This is a genomic window from Bradyrhizobium sp. WSM4874, from assembly GCF_055811835.1.
The window spans coordinates 1-18,262 of the sequence record NZ_JBVVPR010000056.1 but is presented as its reverse complement, the minus strand read 5'-3'; the positions used below and the strand labels follow the sequence as shown (position 1 = coordinate 18,262).

At 60.8% G+C, this 18,262-nt stretch carries 15 protein-coding genes and 2 pseudogenes; 14 read left to right on the top strand and 3 right to left on the bottom strand.

Annotation, left to right across the window (positions count from 1 at the left end):
• Positions 1–4: 4 nt before the first annotated feature.
• The 8 genes from AC0L3P_RS34945 (at position 5) to AC0L3P_RS34910 (ending at position 9,265) form a co-directional block, all read left to right on the top strand.
• Positions 5–991: a TrbL/VirB6 family protein gene (locus tag AC0L3P_RS34945; protein ID WP_473308759.1), complete on the top strand. Its 987-nt coding sequence runs from the start codon at positions 5–7 to the stop codon at positions 989–991.
• A gap of 352 nt (positions 992–1,343) precedes the next feature.
• A complete protein-coding gene (locus tag AC0L3P_RS34940) occupies positions 1,344–2,015 on the top strand; it encodes a VirB8 family type IV secretion system protein (protein WP_354201991.1) in 672 nt (223 codons plus the stop codon).
• Entirely contained in the window at positions 2,012–2,863 is an 852-nt protein-coding gene (gene virB9 / locus AC0L3P_RS34935) for a P-type conjugative transfer protein VirB9 (protein ID WP_473308758.1), read from the top strand. The genes AC0L3P_RS34940 and virB9 overlap by 4 nt, the downstream gene beginning before the upstream one ends.
• A gap of 11 nt (positions 2,864–2,874) precedes the next feature.
• Positions 2,875–4,011, top strand: coding sequence for a type IV secretion system protein VirB10 (gene virB10 / locus AC0L3P_RS34930; RefSeq protein WP_473308757.1), 1,137 nt, complete (start codon positions 2,875–2,877; stop codon positions 4,009–4,011).
• Positions 4,008–5,039, top strand: a complete 1,032-nt coding sequence (gene virB11 / locus AC0L3P_RS34925; protein ID WP_473308756.1) for a P-type DNA transfer ATPase VirB11 — start codon at positions 4,008–4,010, stop codon at positions 5,037–5,039. The genes virB10 and virB11 overlap by 4 nt, the downstream gene beginning before the upstream one ends.
• The gene (locus AC0L3P_RS34920) at positions 4,975–6,951 is read left to right on the top strand and encodes a type IV secretory system conjugative DNA transfer family protein (RefSeq protein ID WP_473308755.1); all 1,977 of its coding nucleotides are present in this window, start codon (positions 4,975–4,977) and stop codon (positions 6,949–6,951) included. The genes virB11 and AC0L3P_RS34920 overlap by 65 nt, the downstream gene beginning before the upstream one ends.
• Positions 6,935–8,092, top strand: coding sequence for an LPD7 domain-containing protein (locus AC0L3P_RS34915; protein WP_473308754.1), 1,158 nt, complete (start codon positions 6,935–6,937; stop codon positions 8,090–8,092). Before AC0L3P_RS34920 ends, AC0L3P_RS34915 begins: the two co-directional genes overlap by 17 nt.
• A 636-nt stretch (positions 8,093–8,728) precedes the next feature.
• Positions 8,729–9,265, top strand: a complete 537-nt coding sequence (locus AC0L3P_RS34910) for an EF-hand domain-containing protein (RefSeq protein WP_473308753.1) — start codon at positions 8,729–8,731, stop codon at positions 9,263–9,265.
• Between the two features lie 33 nt (positions 9,266–9,298).
• Here AC0L3P_RS34910 and AC0L3P_RS34905 read toward each other — a convergent pair whose 3' ends face one another.
• Both AC0L3P_RS34905 and AC0L3P_RS34900 read right to left on the bottom strand, forming a co-directional pair.
• On the bottom strand, positions 9,299–10,285 hold the full coding sequence (locus AC0L3P_RS34905; protein WP_473308783.1) for a DUF4010 domain-containing protein: 987 nt from the start codon (positions 10,283–10,285) through the stop codon (positions 9,299–9,301).
• A 133-nt stretch (positions 10,286–10,418) separates the two neighbouring features.
• A pseudogene (locus AC0L3P_RS34900) lies at positions 10,419–11,917 on the bottom strand (CoA-acylating methylmalonate-semialdehyde dehydrogenase).
• Positions 11,918–12,020: 103 nt separating this feature from the next.
• Here AC0L3P_RS34900 and AC0L3P_RS34895 point away from each other — a divergent pair.
• A complete protein-coding gene (locus AC0L3P_RS34895) occupies positions 12,021–12,908 on the top strand; it encodes a LysR family transcriptional regulator (protein WP_473308752.1) in 888 nt (295 codons plus the stop codon).
• Here the strand turns inward: AC0L3P_RS34895 and AC0L3P_RS34890 are convergent.
• Entirely contained in the window at positions 12,883–13,821 is a 939-nt protein-coding gene (locus AC0L3P_RS34890) for a LysR substrate-binding domain-containing protein (RefSeq protein WP_473308751.1), read from the bottom strand. The two genes, AC0L3P_RS34895 and AC0L3P_RS34890, sit on opposite strands and share 26 nt — an antisense overlap.
• Positions 13,822–13,934: 113 nt before the next feature.
• Here AC0L3P_RS34890 and AC0L3P_RS34885 point away from each other — a divergent pair, with 113 nt between their 5' ends.
• From AC0L3P_RS34885 to AC0L3P_RS34865, 5 genes and pseudogenes are all read left to right on the top strand, one after another.
• The gene (locus tag AC0L3P_RS34885) at positions 13,935–14,924 is read left to right on the top strand and encodes an NAD(P)H-dependent flavin oxidoreductase (protein WP_473256492.1); all 990 of its coding nucleotides are present in this window, start codon (positions 13,935–13,937) and stop codon (positions 14,922–14,924) included.
• A gap of 358 nt (positions 14,925–15,282) precedes the next feature.
• Positions 15,283–15,999 (top strand): flavin reductase family protein, encoded by a 717-nt coding sequence (locus AC0L3P_RS34880; protein ID WP_473308750.1) that lies wholly within the window; start codon positions 15,283–15,285, stop codon positions 15,997–15,999.
• A 37-nt stretch (positions 16,000–16,036) separates the two neighbouring features.
• Positions 16,037–16,291, top strand: a pseudogene (locus AC0L3P_RS34875) (transposase); the annotation flags it as partial.
• A gap of 737 nt (positions 16,292–17,028) precedes the next feature.
• A complete protein-coding gene (locus AC0L3P_RS34870; RefSeq protein ID WP_473256494.1) occupies positions 17,029–17,214 on the top strand; it encodes a hypothetical protein in 186 nt (61 codons plus the stop codon).
• Between the two features lie 559 nt (positions 17,215–17,773).
• Complete coding sequence (locus AC0L3P_RS34865; protein WP_473308749.1) at positions 17,774–18,061, top strand: hypothetical protein; 288 nt, start codon at positions 17,774–17,776, stop codon at positions 18,059–18,061.
• Positions 18,062–18,262: the final 201 nt, after the last annotated feature.

Below are 18,262 nucleotides of genomic sequence, written 5' to 3'. Positions count from 1 at the left end.
CGCGATGGCCATAAACGTCTTTGACAGTTTCCTGAAGGAATTCGAGCAACCGATTACGGCATTCGTGTCCACCTCGGTGTCGAATCTCGCCTCGTACATCGACGGTCCGCTTCGCACTGCCGTCACGCTCTACGTCATTCTCTACGGCTTTGCGGTGATGCGCGGCGCGATCTCTGAGCCAATCATGGAATTTGCCTGGCGGGCGATGCGGATCGTGGTCGTGGTGCTGCTGGCAACGAATTCCAGTGCCTTTCAGCAATACGTCACGAGTCTGTTCTTCGACTCGTTGCCGAAAGAGATCGGCAATGCGCTGGCGGGGGCGGGACTTAATACCAGTTCCGGAGCTCCGTTCGATCAGCTTCTTTCCAAAGGTATCGACGTTGCCAACAAGATCTACGAACAAGCCGGTCTGACCAACATCGCACCGGCGCTGGTTGCCGCCATTCTCCTGGTCTTCGTGGCGGTTGGCTCCTTCTTGCAGTTTGCCATCCTGCTCTATGCCAAGGTCGGTCTCGGCGTCGTGATCGCGCTCGGCCCTATCTTTATTGCGCTCGGGCTATTCGAGGCCACGCGGCCGTTCACAGAAGCCTGGCTTCGGCAGGTCGCGAATTTCGTCATTCTGTTGGTGCTCGTCGTCGCGTTGGTCGGGCTGATGCTAACGACCGTCAGCGGCTTCATCGACAGGTTCGCAGCCAATGCGGGCACAGCCGGCGAGATGGTGGTGGCCGCGGTCGCGATCAGCGCAGTGCTCGGTCTGTCCGGATACATCTCGCTGCAACTGCCGATCATCGCAGGCGGACTCGCCGGGGGTGGGGCATCGCTCGCAAGCCGGCTGGTCACAAGTCCCCTGATTGCCAATGCCACGGCCGCAGCCGGCGGCGCCTATGCTGGCGCACGCTGGTCGGCAAGCCGGGGTCTTGCTGCAGTCAGAGCCAGCCGGCAGGGCGGCAGTATGCGGCGGGTCCGATCGCAGGGCACTACGACAGCGTAAGCAAAGATCGCCGGCACATCAGGCGACAGGAAAGACAGGGGCATCAGAACGATGTGGCGTCGACTATTCATCATTTGCGTTATCGCATGGCAGCTTGGGGCCTGCGCGAACTGGTCAAAGGGGCCGCCGTCCTGTGACGGTCTGACGCGCCGCCCACTCAATCGTTCACTTTGGGATTGGGAGAACGGCACGCCGCTGGCGGCGCCCGAAGCGCCAATTCCGCCGTCCGGGCCAGCACCCATCATCCGCAAAGGCGACGCCAGCCCGTTCGCGCCATCCAGCCATACCGCCAATTTGAGCTCTCGGTTGGACATTGCAGCGTCTTACCGCGCCTGCGGCAAGGAGGCGTGAGATGGTCCGGCAGGATGATCTGAAGACCTATTTCGACAACGCGCGCCGGTGGGAACAGGATCTGTTGCTATCGGCCCATCGTTCGCGCCGAACGGCGTGGGTGATTGCCGCGGGTGCCTGCGTATTGGCGGCCGCCTCGGTCGGTGCGGTCGCGGCACTTGCGCCACTCAAAACGGTCGAGCCGTTCGTCATCCGGGTCGATAATGCCACCGGCATTGTTGATACGGTCTCCGCGCTCAAATCGACGCCGGCGCGCTACGATGAAGCCGTGACCAAGTATTTTCTCGGCCGCTATGTGCGTGCACGCGAGGGCTACAGCTATCCGGAGGCGGAAACCAACTTTCGAACCATTTCCTTGCTGTCCGGGGCGGGCGAGCAAGCCCGTTTCGCGGCGTGGTACCGCGGCTCGAATCCCGAAAGCCCGCAGGTCGTTCAAGGCCGTTTCGGGGTCGCCACGGTACGCATCAAGGCGATCTCGCTTCTCGCCGACAATGTCGCTTCCGTACGGTTCATGAAGGAGAGCCGCAAGGGCGAGGAAACCCGCATCACCCATTGGGTCTCGACCCTGACGTTCTCCTATGCCAGTGCGCCCATGTCCTCCGCCGACCGTCTCATCAATCCCCTCGGCTTCCTGGTTTCGGAATATCGCGCCGATCCGGAGGTGGTGCCATGAAACGTTCCGTCCTTTTGATGATCTTTGCGCTGGGATTCGCGGGACCGGTACTGGCGCTGCAGCAGCCAGCACCTGGTCAACACGACGCTCGGGTGCGCACAGTCGCTTACGATCCGGCCAACGTGGTGCGGGTCAACGGCGTCATCCGGGCTTCAACCCAGATTTTGTTTGCTGATGACGAGGAGGTCGCGCATGTCGCGATCGGCGACTCCGTCGCATGGGAGGTTGCCCCCGCAGGCTCGATCTTGTTCCTCAAGCCTCGGGAAAAGCATCCGCCGACCAATCTGCAGGTTGTGACCACCCGTCCCGACGGCCGCAAGCGCTCGTATCAGTTCGAATTGTCGATCGCCGAGACCACGCTGGCGGACAGCTATTTCGTGGTCCGGTTCGCCTATCCCAGTGACGAGATAGAACGCCGTCGCGTGGAAGCCGCCGCGCGCGGCGCCGAGCGGGAAGGCGCGCTGATCGAGCAGACCTTCGACTTGCATCATTCCTATGGGGCGCGCAACTGGCGCTTTTCGGCGCAGGGCTCGATCGATCTTGAGCCGGAGGCCGTATTCGATGACGGCAAAGAGACCACATTCCGCTTTGCGGGCAACCGCGAAATCCCGGCGATCTATCTGATCAACTCCGACGGCTCGGAAAGCCTCGTGCCTAAGGATGTCCGCGGCGAGCTCGTGGTCGTTCATGCCACGGCGCGGGAGTTTCGGCTGCGCAAGGGCGACAACGTGCTCTGCATTTTCAACGAGGCGTTCGACGCGGTCGGAATCAACCCCGGCACCAATACCACCAGCCCCTCGATTGAGCGGCGGGCGAAGAAATCACCTCCAACCCTGAAGTCACGATAGGCGGGCGCGACATGACCGAGCATGATGACGAGACGATTGCCGGCGACCGCGGCATTACCCCAGTGGGAGGAGGGAACAATGGTCGAACGGCGATGCTCAAGCGCGGCTTCGGCGCGCTGGCGCTGACCGCTTTTGCCTTTCTGATCATCTGGAGCACCTGGAAGAGCGATAAGCCAGTGAGCGATTCCGCCCGCAAGCTCATGATCCGGCCGGCGGCGGCGTTCGAGCCCGCACCGGAACCGCCGTCTGCGCCAATCATCACGGCTTCAATTGCAGCCACGCCGATCGCAGCTGCGCCAGCACCCGCCTCCGACCAGCTGCTGGAGAGCGCCCGGCGCGCCCCAGTGCTGGCGTATAATAGGCCGATTTCTTCCGGGCGTCCCGCCCGCGATAGCGTGACCGGAAGTGTCATTGCCGATCCCTATGGGATTGGACGGGGCGAGCCGCGCAACGACCTTGCCGACAAGCTGAAACCTACGCCGATCGAGGGCGTGCGCGCCGCGCGGCTTCCCAACCGCAATCTGCTGGTCACCCAGGGTACTTCAATTCCGTGCGTACTGGAAACCGCGATGTCCTCAGACGTGGCCGGCTTCGTCTCCTGCGTCGTCATACGCGACGTGATGTCGGACTCCGGCAACGTGGTCTTGATGGAAAAAGGCACGCAAGTGGTCGGCGAGTATCGCGGCAATGTGCGCCGCGGTTCAAAGCGCCTGTTCGTGCTGTGGACCCGCGCCAAGACGCCGACCGGCGTGATTGCAGCCCTGTCCTCGCCTGCCACCGATGCGCTGGGCCGCGCCGGCTTCGACGGTGACATTGACACCCACTTCTTTGAGCGGTTTGGCTCGGCGCTGCTGCTCTCGATCGTCAGCGATGCCTCGTCGATCGGCCGTCAGCAGATGCAGGACGGCTCCATCCAAATCAACAACACCGCGGGGGCCACGAATACGGCCGCCGCTATCGCTGTCGAGCAGTCGATCAACATCCCCCCGACGCTGAACAAGAACCAGGGCGAACTCGTGAACATCTTTGTTGCGCGCGACGTCGATTTCTCCTCGGTTTACCAACTTCGGCGAATTGAGACCCGGACCCAGATTCTCGACCGCACCATCCCTGGTGGCATCGTGGCCCCGGCTGTGGTGACAAAATGAGCCAGGTGATGTCGATTGAGCGCGATGGTGGCCGCCTGGTGCTGGAGCGCTATCTGGAGCCGCTGGCGCCATACCTGGCGGACAAAGCCCTGACCGAAATCGTCGTCAACCGCCCTGGCGAGATCTTCGTGGAAGGGCCCGGCGGTTGGACCCGGCATAACGCGCCGGCGTTGACGCACGCTTATCTGTCGCATCTGGCGACTGCCGCCGCCGGCCACACCCGCCAGGACATCGGTCCGGAGCATCCGGTCGTCTCGACCAGCTTGATCGGCGAGGAGCGCTGCCAGATCGTGGTCCCGCCGGCTGTGCCGGCCGGGACGATCAGCCTGACAATCCGCAAGCCATCGACCCTGACCATGACGCTAGACGCTTTCCAGCAGGCAAGACTGTTCGACGAGATCCGTGTCACGGGGAATGAGCTCCGCCCTGACGAGCATCGCTTGCTTGCCCTCAAGGAAGCCGGCGAATGGCGCGAGTTCCTCGATCTGGCCGTGCGAGCTCGCCGCAACATTCTTATTTCTGGCGCAACCGGTTCCGGTAAGACCACCCTGTCCAAGGCGCTGATCGCGGCCATCCCGGCGCAGGAGCGGCTCATCACGATTGAGGATACCGCCGAGCTTGTCATCCCCCATCAGAATTGCGTGCGGCTGCTCTATGCCAAGGACGGGCAGGGCGTCGCCAGGATTGGACCGCGCGAACTGCTCGAGTCGTGCTTGCGGATGCGGCCAGATCGGATCCTGCTGCAGGAGCTTCGGGATGGGACCGCGTTCTTCTATCTGAGGAATGTGAACTCCGGACATCCGGGGTCCATCACGACGGTCCACGCCGATAGCGCCCGGCTCGCCTTCGAGCAATTGACCTTGTTGGTGAAGGAAAGTGCGGAAGGCCGTGACCTTCATCGCGACGATATCCGCTCGCTCCTGCTGCTTCTGGTCGACGTCGTCGTCCAGATGCAGAAGCGAGATGGCCGCTACCGCATCTCGGAAATCTATTATGACCCCGTTCGCAAACGCGACCACGCCCACTAGGTTCGCGCTCGGTACTGCGCTTGCGGTCGGCGCCATCGGGCTGTTTCTGTTGGTCGCCTCAAATGTTCTGCTGCTCGGGCTCAGGCATCACGATGGAGGCATCCACTGGTCCGAGATCGCCACGGGCTGGCCCCGATACGGCACTGACCCACGCTTTGACCGCTGGCTGACACTCTCAACCCTGGCCGGGGTGATCGTCGTCTTTGGCCTGCTCGGCGCTATCCTCCGGCAGCGACCTCTGCCGCTTCATGGCAGCGCCCGTTTCGCCTCGGAGCGCGAGATCAAGGCCGCCGGCCTGCGGTCCAAGGAAGGCGTGCTGCTCGGCCGCAAGGGCGGCAAACTGCTCTGCTTTGGCGGATCGGAACACGTCCTGGTCTACGCCCCTACCCGCGCAGGGAAGGGGGTTGGCTATGTCGTTCCTAACCTGCTCAATTGGCCGGATTCAGTTGTTGTGCTGGATGTGAAGAAGGAGAACTGGGATCGCTCGGCGGGATTTCGTGCAGCGCATGGGCAAGAGGTCCATCTGTTCGACCCGCTCGAGGAAAACGGTCGCACGGCGCGTTATAATCCGCTGGGCTATGTCCGCAGCGATCCCGCCGATCTCTATGACGATCTCCAGCGCATCGCGATGATGCTGTTTCCGGCCGAAAGCCGTGGCGACCCATTCTGGTTCGAGGCGGCACGTTCGGCCTTTGTGGCGATCGGAGGCTATGTCGCGGAAACGCCTGGCTTGCCCCTAACGATCGGCGAAATCCTGCACCAGCTGTCCGCAGCGAGCGACCTCAAGGCCCATTTTGAGAAACTCATTGCCGCTCGCAAAGCCGGCCCTTCGCCACTATCGCGACACTGCGTCAGCGCCTTGAACGACTTCCTCGCGGCTTCCGAAAACACCATGAACTCGGTGCGCAAGACCGTTACCGCAAGGCTCGGCCTCTGGCTCAACCCGCGCATCGACGCGGCGACATCGACCAACGATTTTGATTTGCGGCAGCTGCGGCAACGGCCGATGTCGATCTATCTCGGGGTCACGCCAGACAATCTCGACCGCATGGCACCGCTTCTCAATCTGTTTTTCCAGCAGGTGGTCGATCTCAATACGCGCGAACTGCCGGAGCAGAACTCTAAACTCAATCGCAAGGTGCTGCTCTTGCTCGATGAGTTTCCGGCGCTGGGCAATGTCAATGTGCTTGCGAAATCGGTCGCGTTCATCGCCGGATACGGCATCCGGCTCCTCACGGTGGTTCAAAGTCCGGCTCAGCTTCGCGCAATTTACGGCATCGACGCAGCCCGCAACTTCATGACCAACCATGCCGTCGAGGTCGTCTTTGCCCCGAAGGAGCAGGACGTGGCCAATGAGCTGTCGGAGCGCATTGGCTACGACACGGTAAAGGCGCGCAGCCGCAGCGGGCCAAAAGGGCTTGCGACGCGCTCGACCAGCGAGACGATCTCCGAGCATCGTCGTGCCCTGATGTTGCCGCAGGAATTGAAACTCTTGCCTAGGTCCAAGGCCTTCATCTTAGCCTCGGGGCTGCCGCCCGTTATCGCCGACAAGATCGTGTATTACGAAGACAAGGCCTTCCTGCGGCGTCTGCTCCCGGCGCCTGTTCCGGAGATGCCCAAAGGCCGCTCGAATGCGCTGATGGAGGCAGAGATCAAAGAGCTTCGGTCCGAGATCGCTGAACTCCGCACGGTGTTTCGGTCGCGACCGATGACCGACGAGGAGGTGGCCGACCCCTCCACCATTCCTGCCGGTGTCAGTTTCGACTTCGGGGACGTGGATGTCGAGCTTGAAGGCCTCTCCGAAGACGACCTGAAAGCCTGGACCCTGAACTACATCGACGCTCAGGTCATTCCGCCGACGCGGCGGACCGGCCGCAAGCAGAAGGGTGAGCAGCATGAACGACAGGCATGACGCTCGCGAGGAATTCAGCCTGGAGCGGCAACGTCGCGCGGGGCGCGCTTCCGCCCGAGAAAAGGGGGAAGACGATTCCATAGCAACAGACCTCAACAAGCCTTCATCCGCGGAACTCACCGATAGGGCGTTTCCAGACCGTATCCATCGGAAATATTACGTGGTCGCCAGTGAATCCGGAAAGGATGGATCTGACCGCGAGGCGCGGCTCTATGCCGATGAGCGGAAAGAGTACCTCGCGTTCAAGGCCACTGACGATCGCCTGGTCACCCGTATGGCTGCTGCCGAAGTGATCCGGGACATGGTCAGCGTCGCACAACATCGCCAGTGGGACGCCCTTCACGTCCGTGGTTCCGTCGAGTTCCGACGCGAGGCCTGGCTCGAGGCACGCGCGCGCTTCATGGATGTGAAGGGGTATCAGCCAACTGAGCTTGACAGCCAGGCGCTCGCTGATCGACGAGCGGCATGGGAACGAGCCCAGGCCCGGACCAACGAGGTAGACGCTCGCTCGGCTCCGGACAAGCCGCTGCGGGCGGATAGGCTCGACTACGACAAGGGTGTTTCCGGACGTCTGATGGAGGTCGGTTATGGCGCCTACCGCAACCGCCCCGACGCGGAGCCATCAACCTATGTAGCCATCGAACTTGACGATGGCCGGCGCCATCAGGTGTGGGGCGTCGGCCTTGAGAACGACGTCGCAAATAGTGGCGGCAGGCCTGGCGACCGCATCTCTCTGCGCAGGGAAGGCGTCGAGCCCGTCATCAGGGCGATCAAGTTCATAGACGCCGCTACAGGAGTCGCTAGCACTGAAAGGCGTCAGATGTGGCGCAACAGGTGGAGTGTGACGGTCGAGGCACGCCGTGCAGAGCGACCGGCGGTCGCGCATGATTCTGACCTGCTCGCGGCCCAATCCCAAATTGTCGTCATTAATAAGCTTGTCGAACGCGCTCTGCCGAACGATGAGAATGCTCGCCAAAGCATTATGGCCTTCGCCAAGGAGCGGATCGCGCACCATCTCGAAAATGGTCGTTCGTTTACTCGCGCGACGGTTCTAGACCCAGTTCAGGACCGTCACCGACCGGGAACCCAGAAAGGCGCGGCGCGTGAAGGGCGGCTAAGAATGAAGGAGCAAGAACGTTGACTTTTCGGTCCCAGATGCAACGCTACCGCGCGTAGGTTGGTCGTCCCGCCGCGTTACGGTGCCGCTCTGCGACAAGGCCTGCTCTTACCGCAACCGGTGAACTCGATTTCTCCGATGATGGATTGCAGCGAGAGTTCAAGTTCATCAATAAGTTAGAAGGCGGCGTGTGCACGACGTGTGCACCGGGAGATCAAGAAAACTACATTGACGGCAAGCGTGGGCGATCACTTCTTGAGGCAATGTGACTTCTGCAGAAGCTCAGGCGCTTCGAGCGTCTGGCGCTTCCGATTTTCACACCGGGTGAATCCACCAGCGAAGTTTCTCAGAGCAGCTGACTCTTAATCAGCGGGTCCCAGGTTCGAGTCCTGGTGCGCCCACCATATCAATGCCTTAGCGATCAAAACCGGTTGAGAAGCTGACGTTTCAAACGGTTGTTGCAAACACCGACCCGCCAGCACGCTAGGATGCTGTGGACAACATCCCGTAGTTTGCGTCTCAAGTTCGGATGTCGATCATCTGCACGACCGCTGACGTGCCGCATGACCTTGTGCTCGCTAGAACCGTTCGCGACGACAGGCTACAGCCACGCACAAACAGTGTTGACCGGATCGCAAACGACCCCGCGACGACCGGAGAGTGCAGCAGTTTCGCCGCGCACTGCCCTTGACTTGGCTCAAGCCCAACCCAGTCGGGATCGGCAACGTTGCTTCTTTAATCGACGCCGGAGAAGCATCCATGCGAGTCCCATCCATCGCTGTAGCGCTGCTGTCTGCTGTCCTGAGCTATCCCACGTTTGCTCAGTCGTCGGCTGATCACGAGGTCCATCACCCTGGACAAAGCCAAGTGTCGCCGCCCGCGGAGGCGGAATCGCCCGCAGGCCCATCCGCGGAGCGCAAAAGCACGATGCGTGGTGGTGACATGATGGGAATGATGGGGCGCGGCATGAATGGGCAAGGCATGACGGGCGCGGATGGAATGGGGCCAGCAATCATGTTCCGCGTGATCTTCGCGCTGATGGACGCTGATGGCGACGGGACCATCTCATTGTCGGAGTTTCAGGTTGCCCACGAACGAATTTTCAAGGCAATGGACAGCAATAAGGATGGGAAGCTCACTCTGGACGAGATGCAGGCCTTTATGCGTGGGACAAAGAACTCAGCCCGGCAGCAATAGACTCGCGGCAGTCGGCATAGACGGCCCAGGCGATCAGGAGATCGAAAATGCGCCAGCCCACGCGGCCGCGATGACCAGAATAAGGCCCGGTATTAGCCGCAGTGCGAAGGAGCGCCCGCCGCTGATCCAGCCAACAACGATCTTGCTGAGGGTATTCGTCGAAAGCGCCGCTAAAATCGAAGCGACAGCGTCGGCGGAGTTGATCTTGCCTGAGGCGGCGAGGGTGGCTGCTGCCACGGCAGGCGAATGCGTGTCTGCGAGCCCGGCTACAGCCGCGCTGACAACCAGGCCAATTTCTCCAAATACCTCCCGCAGGCTGGCGGAGAGCAGGAGAACTGCGGAGAGTGTCAACGCCAGCAACAAGGCCGAACGCAGGCTGAAAGCCCGTCCGAGTTTCAGATCGCCTGCCGCCGTTTCCCGCATGCCCTTGATCGTGAAGATCGCGCCATAGATCGCCGCCGCGACAGCAGCGCAAAGTAACGGAACCAGTAGAGTTTGCAGCGTGGGCAGACTGGTTGCTGCGAGCACCGCAAAGAGCTGAACGATCGTTGCGACAGTCGAAAGCGTTGCGCCGGCGGTGGCGGCTCCGAGCAACTCCGGCGTCTTGCGTGCCCGCGCCCCCATCGCTCCGATCGTGGCTGTACTGGAGGCGAAACCGGAGGCGAAGCCCGAGATAGCGAGCCCGCCTTTTGCACCGAGCAGCCGTATTGAAACTGCCCGGCGGCACCGATCGCCATTACCAGGTTGACAATGATCCAGATCGCGCGCGGATTGAGCGCGCCAAAGGAGCCGATCGGCTGATCGGGAAGCAGGGGTAAGATGACGAGGGTGGCGGCGGCAAAGATCAGGCCGTCCTTGACTTCGTTCTCCGTGAGCACCGTACGGACGAAGTCGTGCAACGCCGCACGGGCTGCAAGCAGAATGGCAAGGATGACGGCAACGCCTGCGGCCAAGATGGGACGCTGCGCGGCCAGTCCGCCAAGCAGAACCGTCAGGATGAGTGCGGTCTACGAGGGACACAAGCTTTAGTGCCGTTTTTGCTTGACGCGCAGCAAGCACAAACAATCAGCCGCTCGCCACGACGCAAGGAGCGAATTCGAGAGTTGACGCAAGAAGGCCGTGGTAGGCGTCCACGGCCCTCTGCTTCGACAGATCAGCTCATCGTTGGCATTACAAATTCGGCGCCTGATCGGATACCGGTCGGCCACCTTGTCGTGATTGTCTTGAGCTTGGTGTAGAATCGGACTCCTTCGGGACCATGCATGTGGTGGTCGCCGAAAAGAGACGCTTTCCAGCCTCCGAACGAGTGGAACGCCATCGGCACCGGGATCGGGACGTTGATGCCAACCATTCCCACCTGAATTTGGTGCGCAAACTGACGGGCCGCGTCACCATCCCTTGTGAAGATAGCAGTGCCGTTGCCGAATTCATTGTTGTTGATCATCTCGGCTGCCTCGTCATAAGACTTGGCGCGTGCCACCGCGAGGACCGGACCGAAGATCTCTTCACGGTAGATTTTCATGTCGGTGGTCACGCGGTCAAATAGACTTCCACCGATGAAATATCCGTTTTCATAGCCCTGGCGCCGGAAGTCGCGTCCGTCGACAATCAGCTTTGCACCCTCTGCGACGCCCGCATCGATGTAACCCCGGACCTTGTCAAGGTGGGGCTTTGTCACCAATGGACCCATTTCGGCCTCGGGATCAGTGCCGGGACCGATGTTCAGAGCGCGGACCTTGGGCGCCAGCTTTTCGATCAGCCGCTCGGCCGTGGTATCCCCGATGGGAACCGCCACCGAAATCGCCATACAGCGTTCGCCAGCAGAGCCATAGGCCGCACCCATCAGCGCATCGACGGCCTGGTCCATGTCGGCGTCCGGCATGACAATCATGTGGTTCTTGGCGCCGCCAAGAGCCTGGCAGCGCTTGCCGTGGCGAGTGGCGGTCTCGTAGATGTAGCGGGCGATCGGAGTGGAGCCCACAAAGCTGACGGCGACGATGCCGGGGTCGGTCAGGATGGCGTCCACCGCCTCCTTGTCACCGTGCACGACGTTGAAGACGCCGTCCGGCAGCCCGGCCTCCTTCAACCACTGCGCCAGAATGAGCGACGCTGACGGATCCCGCTCCGAGGGCTTCAGGATAAAACTATTACCGCATGCGAGCGCCACCGGAAACATCCACAGCGGCACCATGGCTGGAAAGTTAAACGGTGTAATTCCGGCAACCACTCCAAGCGGCTGACGCAAAGAGTAACTGTCAACGCGGGTACCCACGTTTTCGGTGACTTCTCCCTTAAGGAGTTGCGGTGCCGCGGTCGCGAATTCGACGACCTCCATGCCACGCTGGATCTCGCCTTTTGCATCCGAGAGCACCTTGCCGTGCTCAGCGGTGATGGCCTCGGCGAGCTCGTCGATCCTGTCTTCCATGATCCGCAGAAAGCGGTTGAGGATGCGCGCGCGCCGCAGCGGAGGGGTGTTTGCCAAGCCGGAAAGGCTTTCCGAGCCGCCGTGACTGCGGCCTGAACGTCTTGCGCCGTAGCCAGGCCAAGCGTTGCGGATTCCTCGCCGGTGGCCGGATTGTAGACGAGCGAAGTGCGGGCGCTCCGGCTAAGTACCAACTCACCATTGATGAAGTTCGGAATAGTCGCCGCCATGGACTCTCTCCTGTATCAGAGCTTGATCAAGTCCCGTATGGAGCGCATAGAATTGCGCATCAACGGCCGAATTAGCGGCTCTGTTGTGCAGAAAGTATAGCCAATGGATTGGGAGCGGGTCCGGATATTCCTCGAGATTGCGCGGGCCGGGCAGATTCTGAAGGCCTCAAAGAACCTGCGCCTGAATCATGCAACGGTCGCTCGCCAGCTCACAGCGCTGGAGCGTAGCCTGAAAACCAAATTGCTCGAAAGGCACACGTCTGGCTGCACATTGACGGCGTCCGGCGAGGCTCTGCTCGCTGCGGCCGAGCGCGCAGAAAGCGAATTTCTAAAAGTGGGCTCCAGCATCGGAGCGACGAGCGAGGCGATCACCGGTACGGTGCGGGTCGGAGCGCCGGACGGACTTGGAAATTATTTCTTGGCCGATCGTCTGGGCGCACTGGCTGCAAGCCATCCCGGGCTGGTAATTCAGCTCGTCCCACTTCCACGCACCTTCTCCTTGTCGAGGCGAGAGGCCGACATCGCTATCACGCTGGAGCGGCCCAAGCAGGGGCGGCTCATCCTTTCAAAATTGACTGATTACACTCTTAGTGTCTACGCGGCGGACAGTTACCTAGCACGGGAAGGACCAGTCAAAACTCAGGCCGAACTTCAAGGGCGGTTGTTCGTCACGCATGTTGAGGATTTCGTCTATAGCCGTGCTTTGTATTACGCATCGACTCTTGGCCGTCTCATGTCGCGCCGCTACGAATGCGGAAGCGTCGTTGCGCAGATGGAGGCGGTGCGAGCTGGCCACGGCGTTGGCATTCTTCACGATTACGCGGCCAGGCGCCACCCCGAGCTCAGGCAATTGCTCCCGGATCTACGCTTCGTGCGAAACTACTGGCTCACCTCTCATCCTGACACGCATGAAACGCGGAGAGTTCAGGAGGTACACCGCTTCATCGCTTCCTCCGTGAAGGCTGCTAGGTCATCTTTCGAGGCGTCTTGACCACGCTCGCAGATCGCTCCGGAACAGCTTCGAGCTTCGCTCCTGATCCGGCGCATTCAATGAACGCCCGCAGGGCGGACGAGACGAACGTATCTTTTCGGTGAACAAACACGGTGACCGCTGTGCCGGTGCCATTGGGCAGTGGATGGAGCCTGATCAAGCCCTGCCGCTCGGCCGGCTCAGCCACTATACGCGGGATGAGCGAAATGCCGACCGATGCGGCGACACAGCCGATGATTCCATCCAGCGTTCCCATCTCCATCCAGCGCAGGTCGACAAAACCATGATGCGCCAAATATTCCGACAAGCGCTGACGGTATGAGCAGCCCGCGCGGAAGACGATCACCTTGCGGCCGCTCCCTGTTGCCAAGAACTTGGTAAGATGTTGGTCGGACAACACCATCGGTGACGTTACCAGCACCAGCTCCTCCTCCACGATCGGCGTGCAGGCGAGTTCGCCGTGCGTGATCGGTGCGGAGACGAAAGCTCCATCCAGTTTGCGAGAAACCACATTGTCGACGAGAACTGCCGTAGGGCCGGTCTCGATCTGGACGTCAACGTCGGGATAGGCGATGGCGTATTGGGTAAGCAGAGGCGGCAACCGTAAGGCCGCCGTCGTCTCCATCGAACCGATGCGCAATTCGCCGCTTGGAAAGGCCTCATCCTTCACTGCACGATGGGCCTCTGCCAAAAGCTCGCTGATCCGATTGGCGTAAGGAAGCAGCCTGCTCCCCATCGAGGTCAGCGTCACTCCCCTTTTGGACCGGTGAAAAAGCTGGACCCCCAGCTGAACCTCGAGTGCCCGAATCCGCTGCGTCACATTGGACTGCACCGTGTGGAGCTCGTTTGCCGCCCGGCCGATCCCGCCCGCCATTGCGACCGCCGTAAAGAAGTTAAGGTCGGTGCTGTCCATGGGTCATCTCCCGTAATGATGACTTTGATCAAAACTAATCACTTTTCCGTTGTCAACGTCTGATCTAGTGTTTGCATGGAAAAAGGCGGATCGCGCCTGAGCGAGGACGGAAAATGGGCATCAAAACGAGATTGACCGACTTTTTTGGACTCGAGCATCCGATCGTACTGGCGCCGATGGACCCCGCCTCCGGCGGCGAACTCGCGTCGGCCGTTTCCGCGGCCGGCGCGTTGGGCATGCTGGGCGGAGGTTATGCCAACCGGACCTGGTTCGAAGAACAGTCGGCCAAGGTGAGCCGCCGGGACGTCGGATGCGGTTTCATAACATGGGCTCTGGCAAACGATCCTGGCCTGCTCGATCTTGCTTTGCAGCGGCACAACAAGGCGATCATGCTCTCATTCTCGGATCCCGAGCCCTATGCACCGCAGGTGAAGCAAGCGGGCGTTCCGCTCATCTGTCAGGTACAAACACTTGAGCATGCGAAGCGCGCCATCGACGTCGGTGCCGATGTCGTCATAGCGCAAGGCACCGAGGCAGGTGGCCACGGGCTAACGGCGCGCTCCACGATGCCCTTCGTTCCGGCGGTCGCCGATCTGGTGGCACAAAGGGCCTCTCATGTCCTCGTGCTTGCTGCAGGCGGTATCGCCGATGGACGCGGCCTCGCTGCGGCGCTGATGCTCGGTGCTGATGGCGCATTGATGGGGACGCGCTTCTGGGCCACGCAAGAATCGGTGATCCATCGTAACGCAAAGGAAAAGGCGGTGACCGCCACAGGCGACGAAACGATCCGGACTCGTGTCTACGACGTGGTTCGCAAAAAGCCGTGGCCCTCAGAATACACCGGGAGGCTCATGAAGAATGGCTTCATCGAGCAGTGGCACGGCCGGGAAGACGACTTGCGTAACCTCCAAGAGGCGGAGCTGCAGCGCGTCGACGCGGCATGGTCATCGGGTGACTATGATACTGCCAATGTCACCGTTGGCGAGGGTATCGGATTGATACATGACATCCCAACCGCTGGTGAATTGGTCAAGCGCATCTCGACAGAAGCCAGCGCATGTCTTGCGCGTTACGCGCCCACGCAGCAATCGGTCGCAGCATAAGTAAGCCGCGAGCTTTCTAGTATTTTGCCAGGTGACAACAGCGCGTGCGCTCAGGCGTCCGCGCAACTAAACTCGCTTGCGCCAAAAGCGCGAAGGAGAGTCCCATGAGCAAACCGAAAGCGGATGCCCGAGCTCCGGGAATCTGGACCATAGGACTTGCCTCCAGCGCAGGCACGGTCATCGAGTGGTTCGATTTCTGTTTGTACGGCAGCCTGGCCGTATTTTTTCGACGCTTTTCTACCCTCCAAACGGAGCCCGGTCCGCGGAGCGAATTCGTTGCCTGCCGCGGCTTTTCTTCCGAAGCTTCGAACACGGCGGGCGCCTCTCAAAATAGACATTCAAGCACAGGAGGTCAGAGATGTTGGCGGTAAGGAGGAATGATGGCGAGTCATATGAAATCGAAACGATTCCGTTTGACCCTGCCATTGATTACATTGGGACACCTGTTGTTCTCATTTCATCGTTAAACGAGAACGGAAGCCCGAACCTCGCGCCAATGTCATCGGCGTGGTGGTTGGGATGGGGCTGTATGCTTCGGTTGAATAGCAGCTCCAAGGCCACTGAGAACCTATTACCAACAAGTCAGTGTATGCTCAACTTGCCATCGGAAGGCCGGGGTGGCCCGGTTGCTCGGCTCGCTCTGACTACCCGCAGCAGCCCTGTACGCGCGAACAAGCTATTAAAGCGTTTTCGATATGTGGAAGATGCATTCGGTCTTGCCGGATTGACTGAAGTTGTATCCGAACTCGTAGCGGCTCCGCGTGCTTTCGGGCCTCCCGTTCAGCTAGAGTGCGAACTAGACGCAGTTCACGAATTTGGTATAGGCAATCCCAATATTCGTGCACCTAAGAAGGCGATTCAGGTAGCAAAGCGCTTGGTCAAGGAAGCGGCTGCCGGCCGGCAGGTCATTATTTTCACGCACAGTCGTTTCTTCCAGCAGGCGGTCATGGAGGCCGCACAGGATGTGAAAGTGCGCGTCAGGGAAGAGTGGATTGCCAATCACGGCGATGGGCGCTTTGGCAAGAGAGCCGGCTCCGCAAATTTGAACAGGTCTATAAGTGGAGTTTCTGCCTGACAGCGGGCACGCTGGTGCCTGCGAATCAGGAGCGACGATGAGCAGACGAGCACGCCGCAACCACGCACCGGCTTTCAAGGCGAAGGTGGCGCTTGCCGCCGTCAAGGGCGACCGGTCGATAGCTCAGCTTGCCGAGCAATTCGACTCCACCCCAATCAAGTGATGGCCTGGAAGTCCCAGCTTGAGGGCGGAGCTTCCGATGTATCGGCTCGGGCAGCCCTACGACGGCCACGCCTGCGATCGATGTGAGTCGCTGCATGCCAAGATCGGGGAGCTGACGCTGGAGAACGATTCCTAAGAAACGGCACCAGCTCCCGGTTCCAAGGGGTGCAGGACAAAGCCGAATGCCTTGGCACGTCGGTGCAAATTGTTGATCACTCGCGTCCGATAGCGTGTCTCATTGGACGAGGCCCCGAGATCGACGTAGTCCATTCCGTGACGCACAGCATTATAGAACAGGACTGCTATCTTGCGGGCCGCAGCTCTGCTGCGCCTGCTGCCGTAACCGTCGGACGCACTGATACCGCGCTCGGCGCCTTCTATAGAAGACTGTCGTCCCGCATTGGCAAGGCCAAAGCAGTCACCGCGACGGCCCGCAAGATAGCAGTGCATCGATTTCGATCGGCGCTGGATCTAGGAGCTGATTCGAGAACGGCAGGATGCCGATCCGTATGTCCGTCACCTGTTGCGTCAGACCATCGAGCTCCTGCATAGCCTGAGGCCCGCACTGCTGTTCACGACGTCCAAACTTCTGATCGCCCTCGTTGGCGCCCTGGACCGGCCGCTTTCCATTTACGGAATCAAGGCCGTATGCACGGGCGGCACAGTTGCTCGAGCGAGGAGCAACGGTATCTTCGCGAGAACTTCCTCCAGGAGGTTCAGTGGATCGATACCTACGGCAATACACTGATGGGGCACGTGTTGGACCCATCTTGGCCGTGGTACGTTGCCTGCCATCGCCGGCCGCGATTTCCAGGGCGTCGGGGACTGAGAGACGCGACTGCGCTCCCGCCTGTTCGGGAGCATGTCATGGCAGAGGCGATCAGCCGCGAGGCTCAGAAATTGTTGGACCGCCCTCAGCGCGCCATAGACGAAGCAAACTATCTGCGCGAGCACGTCCGGGATCAGATCGCCGCAGCAAAGCGGCAACGGCTCCTGATAAAAGCCGAGATGCGCAGCCGGGAATTCCCTCCCCGGGCTCAATACAAACGGTAAGGCGATGGGCTTCGCCATATCGAGAGCGCAAAGACCCGGTTCGATGGGGTTCTCTCCGGGCCTTCGGCTCCGCTTCGTTGTGCGCCGGTTCGGGATCGAGAACCGTCGTAAACGAGACGCCAGCAACAAATACAAGCACAGCCTGAGTCGAATGGTCGAATTGAGGCGAAGCGCGGCAAAGCGTTGCGCCGCTTCAACCCCGTTGACCGCTCCAGAAATTGGAGCGCGAAACGTCAGCCTGTTCATCGATCGCGATGCGCCCGCGAATATCCAGCCATCTCTCAAAGTCGACACTGATGTCGTCCCGCCATCTCGCCACGAGCCGACATTTCGCAACTGTACGACTAGTTCTGATCGATGCGGACCAGATCGCGGCGCTGGCGTTTCGTGAGCAACATAACCTCGACGTTAGCACATCCCGCTTGCGCGCGGCTGCGTCGGGGTCCAGACTCCGGGTGCTCCGCAACGCGGTCGGCCTGATCACCGACACCGCGCGTTCCGAGCAAACTGGCAGCCAGCATCTTCACCACGACTTTTGTGCCGAACGAGGGCCGCTGCCATGAACGACCTCACCACCATCGCCCGCGTTTGCAAAGACACTCGCTCGACCCTCAGCGCGGTCCACCATCAGGTCGCGCGCCCGGCCGAGAACAGCGGCGGCAGACACCGCCGCGACGGATCGCTGGTGACCGGGTTCGCCGCTTGCCAATTGCTCGGCCGCGTCAATCGCCGGTCGCCGGCCGTAGTGGCATCGAGCCTGTGGCCGCATGACGTCGAACTCAAAGCCGCGGTCGCGCCGGCGATGGCCGGCGTTGCTGGTCGCAAGCACGGTCGCCGACATCGCTGACCGGACGTGCCGGCGAGCGTTTTCAGCCAACTGCGCGCGATGGGTCTGTAATACACGTTCACCAGCAATTCCGCGACCCGCGTGCCGAGCGTGCAGCCAGTGCCGTCCGGCAACTTCATCGCCGAATTTGCAAACGATGACGTAATTGCGGTCGGCGCTCGTGGCAGACAACCTCCGTTATCGTTGAGCCCTCGCAATCAA

What these genes read in the sequence shown, in the direction of transcription:
- AC0L3P_RS34920 (WP_473308755.1), top strand. Translation starts at nt 4,975, where the DNA reads ATGGCCGCTACCGCATCTCGGAAATCTATTATGACCCCGTTCGCAAAC.
- AC0L3P_RS34945 (WP_473308759.1), top strand. Translation starts at nt 5, where the DNA reads ATGGCCATAAACGTCTTTGACAGTTTCCTGAAGGAATTCGAGCAACCG.
- AC0L3P_RS34865 (WP_473308749.1), top strand. Translation starts at nt 17,774, where the DNA reads ATGAACGACCTCACCACCATCGCCCGCGTTTGCAAAGACACTCGCTCG.
- AC0L3P_RS34915 (WP_473308754.1), top strand. Translation starts at nt 6,935, where the DNA reads ATGAACGACAGGCATGACGCTCGCGAGGAATTCAGCCTGGAGCGGCAA.
- virB11 (WP_473308756.1), top strand. Translation starts at nt 4,008, where the DNA reads ATGAGCCAGGTGATGTCGATTGAGCGCGATGGTGGCCGCCTGGTGCTG.
- virB10 (WP_473308757.1), top strand. Translation starts at nt 2,875, where the DNA reads ATGACCGAGCATGATGACGAGACGATTGCCGGCGACCGCGGCATTACC.
- AC0L3P_RS34880 (WP_473308750.1), top strand. Translation starts at nt 15,283, where the DNA reads ATGTTGGCGGTAAGGAGGAATGATGGCGAGTCATATGAAATCGAAACG.
- AC0L3P_RS34890 (WP_473308751.1), bottom strand. Translation starts at nt 13,821, where the DNA reads ATGGACAGCACCGACCTTAACTTCTTTACGGCGGTCGCAATGGCGGGC.
- AC0L3P_RS34885 (WP_473256492.1), top strand. Translation starts at nt 13,935, where the DNA reads ATGGGCATCAAAACGAGATTGACCGACTTTTTTGGACTCGAGCATCCG.
- virB9 (WP_473308758.1), top strand. Translation starts at nt 2,012, where the DNA reads ATGAAACGTTCCGTCCTTTTGATGATCTTTGCGCTGGGATTCGCGGGA.
- AC0L3P_RS34895 (WP_473308752.1), top strand. Translation starts at nt 12,021, where the DNA reads ATGGATTGGGAGCGGGTCCGGATATTCCTCGAGATTGCGCGGGCCGGG.
- AC0L3P_RS34940 (WP_354201991.1), top strand. Translation starts at nt 1,344, where the DNA reads ATGGTCCGGCAGGATGATCTGAAGACCTATTTCGACAACGCGCGCCGG.
- AC0L3P_RS34870 (WP_473256494.1), top strand. Translation starts at nt 17,029, where the DNA reads ATGGCAGAGGCGATCAGCCGCGAGGCTCAGAAATTGTTGGACCGCCCT.